We start from the raw sequence: 7,053 nt of genomic DNA, 5'->3' as shown, positions 1-7,053 counted from the left end.
GAGGTATCAAACTGTACCTGCATAAATCAATTCATCCCTTTATTCAGCAACGCCTGATATCTAGTTTTCTTCATTGTGAATTTTGAATTTTGAATTGGTATTACTGGTTGCGTTTAATGGACCTTTATTATCAAGCGTTCCTGAATAGTTATACCAATTTTCTAAGAAGCAGCATAAAACCAGGCTTGGTCAAACTTGAGGCTTAACCTCCTTGTTATATGCAACCTTACAGGTAATCAATATTACATATATTTTCATAAAAGTGAATTGCACTATGGAGAGTAAAAATAATAGTAGGGCTATATTCGTCTTATTTTTGACTGTATTTATAGACTTGCTCGGCTTCGGAATTATCCTGCCGATACTGCCTTTGTATGCTGAGCAATTCGGCGCAAAACCTAATGAAGCGACTCTACTTGTAGCTATTTATTCTTTAATGCAGTTCTTATTTGCACCATTATGGGGTAAGTTTAGCGATCGCTACGGTCGGCGTCCGATTTTATTACTTACTTTATTAGGTTCTGTAATTGCATACGCAGGGCTAGGTTTTGCTAACTCATTATGGATTTTATTTATTGCTCGTAGTCTTGCCGGGATTATGGCAGGGAACATTGCTACTGCTCAGGCGTATATAGCAGATATTACCACGCCAGCTAATCGAGCTCGTGGCATGGGCATAATCGGAGCAGCTTTTGGTCTTGGCTTCATTCTCGGCCCAGCTATTGGAGGTCTTCTGATCGGATTTGATCGGGACAACGCTAACTTTCATCTACCGTCGTTGTTCGCAGCCGGATTATCTTTATTAGCATTGCTTTGTGCTTTGATGTTACTTCCAGAATCTCTAAATTCTGAGACTAAAGCCAAAATCCAAGCTCATCGCCACCGTCAGCGCCGGCTGAACTTGCTACAACTGTCACAGCGTCCACAATTTTGTTTGCTTGCTAGCATCTACTTTTTTGTTACCTTTGCTGTTGCAGCTATGGACTCTACATTGGCTTTATGGTCTAAGCAGCAATTAAATTGGGCCCCTCAACAAACAAGTTATCTTTTTGCCTTCATGGGAATTGTCAGCACAATCATTCAAGGAGGACTGATCGGATTCCTCAAGAAATACTTCGGTGAAATAAAGTTACTTATTTTGGGGATATTAGGGTTAGGTTCAGGATTACTGTTAATTGGATTCTCACAAAGCTTAATTTTATTATTGGTTGCTACCACGCTTGTAGCATGGGGAATTAGTGTTAGCCAACCAATATTAAACAGCCTGATTTCCCAAATGACAGCCCCAGAAGAACAAGGACAAATATTAGGTATTGCTAGTTCTTGCTCTGCGTTGGCACGGATTGGTGGCCCAACCTGGGCAGGGCTAAGTTTTATGAAATTTGGGGGTTCTGCTCCTTTTTTGAGTGGATTTTTAGTAATGCTAGTAGCTTTGACTCTTAGTTTGCGAGTGACTACAAGCGCATCTGAACCAAAGACAGAACGTATCGCCTGATAATCTAGTTCTTAGAGGATGTTTGAAAAGTCGTAAAGTATACTATAAACCCCTCTCCAAAGCGGAGAGAGGCTTTGAAACCCCCATTACCTCGTAGCGAAGGGGGGCTAGGTTGGCGAGGTTTTGGCGTTACAAAAAATACTTTTCAAACATCCTCCTAAGAGGATCTTTTCAAAGTGATGGCTGATGTATTCAAAACTTTAGATCCTCATAAATTCTCCAATAAATTGGAGGGCTTTGAGAAGGTTATCGTAAATTAAAGGGTTTAAGACCCGCAACGTCAACACGTAGTTCAGTTTCAGTCGAGGTTTAAATCCCCGTCTGAAACTCTTTTGAATTTTGAATTTTGAATTTTGAATTTTGAATTTTGAATCCTGCCTTTTTATTACCAATTACGAATTAATATGACAGGTCGCCGAGTATTGTTTTTAGGTATCTTTGTAAGCATCCTTCTCACCTACGCAATTTGGGTAGGTGGGAGCATTCCTGCAAGCATCACTAAACTTCCTGACCAAGGATTAAACTGGTATTACTGGAAGCTTCCCCAACCAACCTTTTGGAGTCGAGCGACGGCTTGGGGTATGTACCTTGGACATCAGTTTAGTATCTGGGGGTGTATCTTGTGGGCGCAGCGATCGCAGTTGAAATACAAATCAGCGTTGCACCCGATTAACTACCTCATGCTTGCTATTAATGGTGTATTCATTGCTTTACACTTTCTCCAGACCTATATTTGGTACGATGCTCTAGCTCAAGATACCTCAATTTGGGCTTCTCAAGGTGCGGTTGTCCTCCTACTAGTCTTCGTACTGATTTTGGAAACGCCTCGACGCGGTTTGTTTTTTGGCAATTCTGTTCCATTCCATCAACAGTTTTTGCAAATTATCAAGCTGTACCACGGCTACTTTTTCTCCTTTGCCGCTATCTATACCTTCTGGTATCATCCAATGGAAGCGACTTTGGGGCACTTGATTGGTTTTCTCTATATGTTCTTGCTTCTGCTCCAATCGTCGTTAATATTTAACCGCAGCCATGTAAATCGTTGGTGGACATTCTCTTTGGAAATTACGGTGGTTTTACATAGTGTTGTTGTGTCGTTGATGCTAGGACAAAGCAAGTGGCCAACATTTCTCTTTGGTTTTCTTGGCATTTTAGTACTTACTCAACTCCACGGTCTACCTGTGAGTATCTTGACTAAACGTACTATCTACGGAGCCTTTTTAGTGAGTGTAATGGTCGTTTATGGGCTGACTGAACGCGGCTTGGGCAGAATTTACGAAGTAACCTATATTCCTTTGATTGAGTTTGGGCTAGTTGGCGTAATTTACTTAATCTTCCTGCTCATCTTATGGACAATTTCTCGTTTACCTATCAAGACATAATATGATATCAGTCAAAATACCCATAGGTTTGTAGCAAGAACTTTAGTCCTCTCTCCGAAACGCTACGCGGTAAGCGCAGCTATATTCAAAGGGGTTTACAAAATCAGGACTTCAGTCCTGACTACGAACATTTTTGAAAGAAGGTTGGTTAGCCGGACATACTATGAAATAAACATTAAAAAACTAACTATTTTACTCACCACTACTAACAATTTTTTGCTGTTGATAACGCAGTTTAAATTGCTGTTGTTGTATTTTATGATCCACAATTGGGTCAGGATAGCCAACAGCATGACGTTCTAAAGATGGAATTTTACCAGTAACTAAATATTCTGTATCTACAGACCGCAATTCTGATACCCATTGCCGAATATATTCCCCCTCTGGATCAAATTTTTGTGTTTGACTAGCTGGGTTAAAAATCCGCACAGGTTTAGGATCCATGCCGCTAGAAGCACTCCATTGCCAACCCCCATTATTGGCAGATAAATCACCATCAATCAGGTGCTGCATAAAGTATTTTTCTCCCAATTGGGGATTAATTAGCAAGTCTTTGGTAAGGAAACTAGCAACAATCATTCGACAACGGTTATGCATCCAGCCACTTTCATTCATCTGGCGCATTGCTGCATCCACAATGGGATAGCCTGTTCTCCCCTCGCACCAAGCTTGGAAATGTTCTTCGTTAGTTTGCCAAGGAAAGTTTTTAAAGGTATCGCGGAAAGCACCATCAGCTAATTCGGGGAAGTTATACATTGCATGTTGATAAAACTCCCGCCAAGCTAATTCTTGTTGCCATGTGCGAATATTAACTGCTGTTTCCTCACTGCGGCTGTTTTCTAATGCTTCTATAGTGGCTTTCCAAACGGTGCGAATGCCAATTACGCCAAGTTTTAAAGCTGCACTCAGTTGTGATGTTCCATCCACTGCGGGGAAATTTCGTTGTTCTTGGTATTCAGTAATTGCTTTAGCAGTAAATTCCTCTAGCCGTTCTTGCGCCGCCGCCTCTCCCGGTGAAATAATTAATTCTCCATCCCAAATAAATCCTAAATCTTTCGCTGAAGGTAGCGTTAAGGCTCCTGCAAGTTTAGCAATTTCCTGTTCAGCTTCTGTTAAACCCTCAATATTTTGCAGTGTTTCTACTGGGTTCGCTTTCGGTTTGGTAATCCAATTTTTCCAGAAGGGGGTGTAAACCGTGTAAGGTTGATTGCTACCAGTACGTAATTGCTCTGGGGAATTGAGGATTTGATCCCAATTTTGGTTAAGAAACTGAATGCCTTTTTCTTTGAGGGCATTTATAACGGTGCGATCGCGTTCTTGCGAATAAGGTTCTACATCCCAATTCCAAAAAACAGCTTTGGCATTTATTGCTTCTGCTAAAGCTGGTATCGCTTGTACAGGATTGGCGTGGAGTATTAACAACTGGCTACCAACTTGAGCATATCGCTCTTGGAGTTTCTGCAAACAGCCAATCATATAAGTTACTTTCACAGGAGCAACATCATCCCGTTCCAGAATATTCGGATCAAGGCAAAACACGCCCACCACTTTTGGACTCTGTTGTTTTGCCGCAGCCAGTCCCGTATTGTCAGAAATGCGTAAATCGCGCCGATGCCAAAACAGAATTAAGTCAGACATTCTATACTACATATAGTTCACCCGTACTAGCTTAAATGCTAGTGGTACCAATGAACATCATTCTGGCGATAAATTTCTTCTGTGAGTGGTTATTGGGCATTGCCCATTCTGCGGTTTGTCAATCGTGATAGTGGTTTATTATCCTCATCCTGCGGCTGAACCTTTCTAGCTATTGGTAACTTAGTAGAATACACCTGTGCTTAAGACAAGGCTAGCTCTACGCCAAATTTTACAGCAAATCAATTCCATTTCCAACATATTTTGACCCATCCTAGTGTTCCTTAATCCATTGGGCAAGAGTAGTGACTAAACTAGACCCCTATTGTGGCGGACATCTTTAGATTGCAAGATGTATCGTTCATTAGTGAGGATATCACGACAGAAAGGCTTGCAGATAATCATAATTTTGATCCCAAATTAAGCCAGTATAAATTTTGTACCATTTAAGTTGGTATAAAATAGCGAGATCGCTTAATATTAAGTAACAAATTGTTTTGTCCCTACAAAAATAAATATTTATGTAGTTAAATGTACGAGATTAGTCAATAAATTTTCTATAAAAATGGAGAAAATCTTTCAATAAAAAAATATTTTTATTAAAACAACACATCGAATTGATACTTGGTAGAATCATACCAAGAATAACCAAAACTAATAACATTATGCCAAGAAAAGAACAAGGATGGGTCACGTTTCAAACCTCAGAGGACGAGCGAAAAATTCTGGAGGAGTTCTGCGAACAGTCTCAACGCACCAAGACTGAGATTCTGCGGGAACTCGTGCGTAGTCTGAATCAGCACTCATCAGCACCAATATCGCCCTCCATTCAGCAGGAAAAACAGGAAGATATTTACACTCAAAAGCCTAATATAGAAAGTAGTATTCAAAAGAAATCACTAAAAGTTAGCTCTCGCAATATTCTTAAAGGTGTCGTTAAACGAGTTGTCTATGGAGCAGTTAATAGTGAGGTTACTCTAGAGATTATTCATAAAGTAGAATTAACCTCGATTATCACTAGAGCTTCCGCAGAAGAATTGGAACTATCTGAGGGAAAGGAAGCTTATGCAGTCATTAAATCTAACGATATTGTCATTGCTAGAGAATAGAAATGCGTTGATTTTAAGGGTTGGATATTAAAAAGATGAATTATAACCACTAATATCTTTGATCTTGGAAAGCTGCAAGATAAATTGAGTATATAGTTGATACGATGCTTATAATACTACGCTTGCACGACAAAATCTGATGCACTCAGAGTTGGCGCACCAATGAGAGTTGCAAAGAGACCACCGCTACCAAAACCTGCTGCACTGCCATTTTGGTTGTAGAACAACTGCCCACTTACAGCGTCATAGATAATTTTCGCTGTGCTAGTCGCCCCGGAACTGGTGATTTTAAAATCACTGACATTGCTAAAACCTGTTCCTGGAGTTGAAGTAATAGCACTAAAAGTAGTTTTATCTAGGATAATCTTATCAGCTTCGGAACTGTTGAAATCAGCGATCGCATCTACACCAACAGCAGTCAGGGCAAAAGCAGTATCGGTGTTGTAAAGGAATCTGTCAGAACCTACACCACCAATGAGAATATCATTGCCTACACCACCCACAAAAGTATCATTGCCCTCTCCACCGATGAGAACATCATCGCCTGACCCGCCCCGCAACAGGTCATTGCCACTGAAGGCATTAATGATGTCATTACCCCCTTGACCATTAATCACATCATTGGAATTATCAAAACCTGCGATGTTATTGTTTAAGTCATTGAGGAAGGTGACAGTGTTTTTGTTGAAAATGCTAGCTTGAGTAGAGTTGGCATTAATTACATTAAAGCTATCGGCGATGTTGCTTTGCCCATCAAACAGGATATTGCCAATCGCAGGGCTTGCTTGAGAAGCAGGCAGATTATCGAGGTTTTCTAACTTAAAGTTTTGCAGAGTGACTTTGGTAGAAGCCACATTTTCAAAGGTAACTTCTAAGTTATTACCATTTTGAGTTAATTGCAGATTTTGGGCAGTCAAACCCGAACCTCTAAATTCCAAGGTGTCAACATTTGCAATGACTTCTGCTGAAGGATTTGTACCTTTGCCAACGCCACCAAAATCGGTGATGGTGTCATTGCCATCGCCAAGGCGAATAAAAAATTTATCTTGACCGCCGTTGCCTGTTAGGGTATCGTCACCAGTTAACCCATCGATGATATTGTTGCTAAGTGAACCAAATAAGTTATCTGCACTAGGAGTTCCAGTCAGGTTGACAGAGGTGTTGCTACTAGCAATATTCCTTCCCCCAAACACCACATAGCTTTGCCCAGCCTCAGAGTTGCCGTTGGGGTCGGCAAATACTGCCCCAATAATCAGGTCGTCAATGCCATCGTTGTTGATGTCCCCAGCATTGCTGACTGAGCTGCCTGATATGTCATATTCTGCAATACCGTTAATAAAAAAGCCATTAGTGCCATTCAAATCAGAGAGGTTGAGGGTGCCGCCACTGCCCAGATTCCTCCCCCCAAACACTACATAGCTTTGCCCAGCAT

General features: G+C 40.8%; 4 protein-coding genes and 1 pseudogene. 3 read left to right on the top strand and 2 right to left on the bottom strand.

Features of this window, described 5'->3' with window-relative positions; translation table 11 throughout:
- Positions 1 to 274 precede the first annotated feature (274 nt).
- A complete protein-coding gene (locus ACFE90_RS34265; RefSeq protein ID WP_375506739.1) occupies positions 275 to 1,495 on the top strand; it encodes an MFS transporter in 1,221 nt (406 codons plus the stop codon).
- A gap of 404 nt (positions 1,496 to 1,899) precedes the next feature.
- The gene (locus tag ACFE90_RS34260) at positions 1,900 to 2,877 is read left to right on the top strand and encodes a hypothetical protein (RefSeq protein WP_375506738.1); all 978 of its coding nucleotides are present in this window, start codon (positions 1,900 to 1,902) and stop codon (positions 2,875 to 2,877) included.
- Positions 2,878 to 3,069: 192 nt separating this feature from the next.
- Here the strand turns inward: ACFE90_RS34260 and ACFE90_RS34255 are convergent, their stop codons facing one another.
- Positions 3,070 to 4,515: a deoxyribodipyrimidine photo-lyase, 8-HDF type gene (locus ACFE90_RS34255; protein ID WP_375506737.1), complete on the bottom strand. Its 1,446-nt coding sequence runs from the start codon at positions 4,513 to 4,515 to the stop codon at positions 3,070 to 3,072.
- 662 nt (positions 4,516 to 5,177) lie between these two features.
- Between ACFE90_RS34255 and ACFE90_RS34250 the strand changes: the two genes are divergently transcribed.
- The gene (locus ACFE90_RS34250; RefSeq protein WP_375506736.1) at positions 5,178 to 5,621 is read left to right on the top strand and encodes a molybdopterin-binding protein; all 444 of its coding nucleotides are present in this window, start codon (positions 5,178 to 5,180) and stop codon (positions 5,619 to 5,621) included.
- Between the two features lie 116 nt (positions 5,622 to 5,737).
- Here the strand turns inward: ACFE90_RS34250 and ACFE90_RS34245 are convergent.
- A pseudogene (locus ACFE90_RS34245) lies at positions 5,738 to 7,053 on the bottom strand (hypothetical protein); the annotation flags it as partial.

Source organism: uncultured Nostoc sp., assembly GCF_964245445.1.
In the GTDB taxonomy this organism is placed as follows: Bacteria; Cyanobacteriota; Cyanobacteriia; order Cyanobacteriales; family Nostocaceae; genus Nostoc.
Note: the sequence above shows the minus strand (reverse complement) of the source record. Positions and strands in the feature narration are given on the sequence as shown.

Excerpts from the sequence above, each read along its gene's own strand:
- ACFE90_RS34255 (WP_375506737.1), bottom strand. The coding sequence starts at position 4,515 with ATGTCTGACTTAATTCTGTTTTGGCATCGGCGCGATTTACGCATTTCT.
- ACFE90_RS34265 (WP_375506739.1), top strand. The coding sequence starts at position 275 with ATGGAGAGTAAAAATAATAGTAGGGCTATATTCGTCTTATTTTTGACT.
- ACFE90_RS34250 (WP_375506736.1), top strand. The coding sequence starts at position 5,178 with ATGCCAAGAAAAGAACAAGGATGGGTCACGTTTCAAACCTCAGAGGAC.
- ACFE90_RS34260 (WP_375506738.1), top strand. The coding sequence starts at position 1,900 with ATGACAGGTCGCCGAGTATTGTTTTTAGGTATCTTTGTAAGCATCCTT.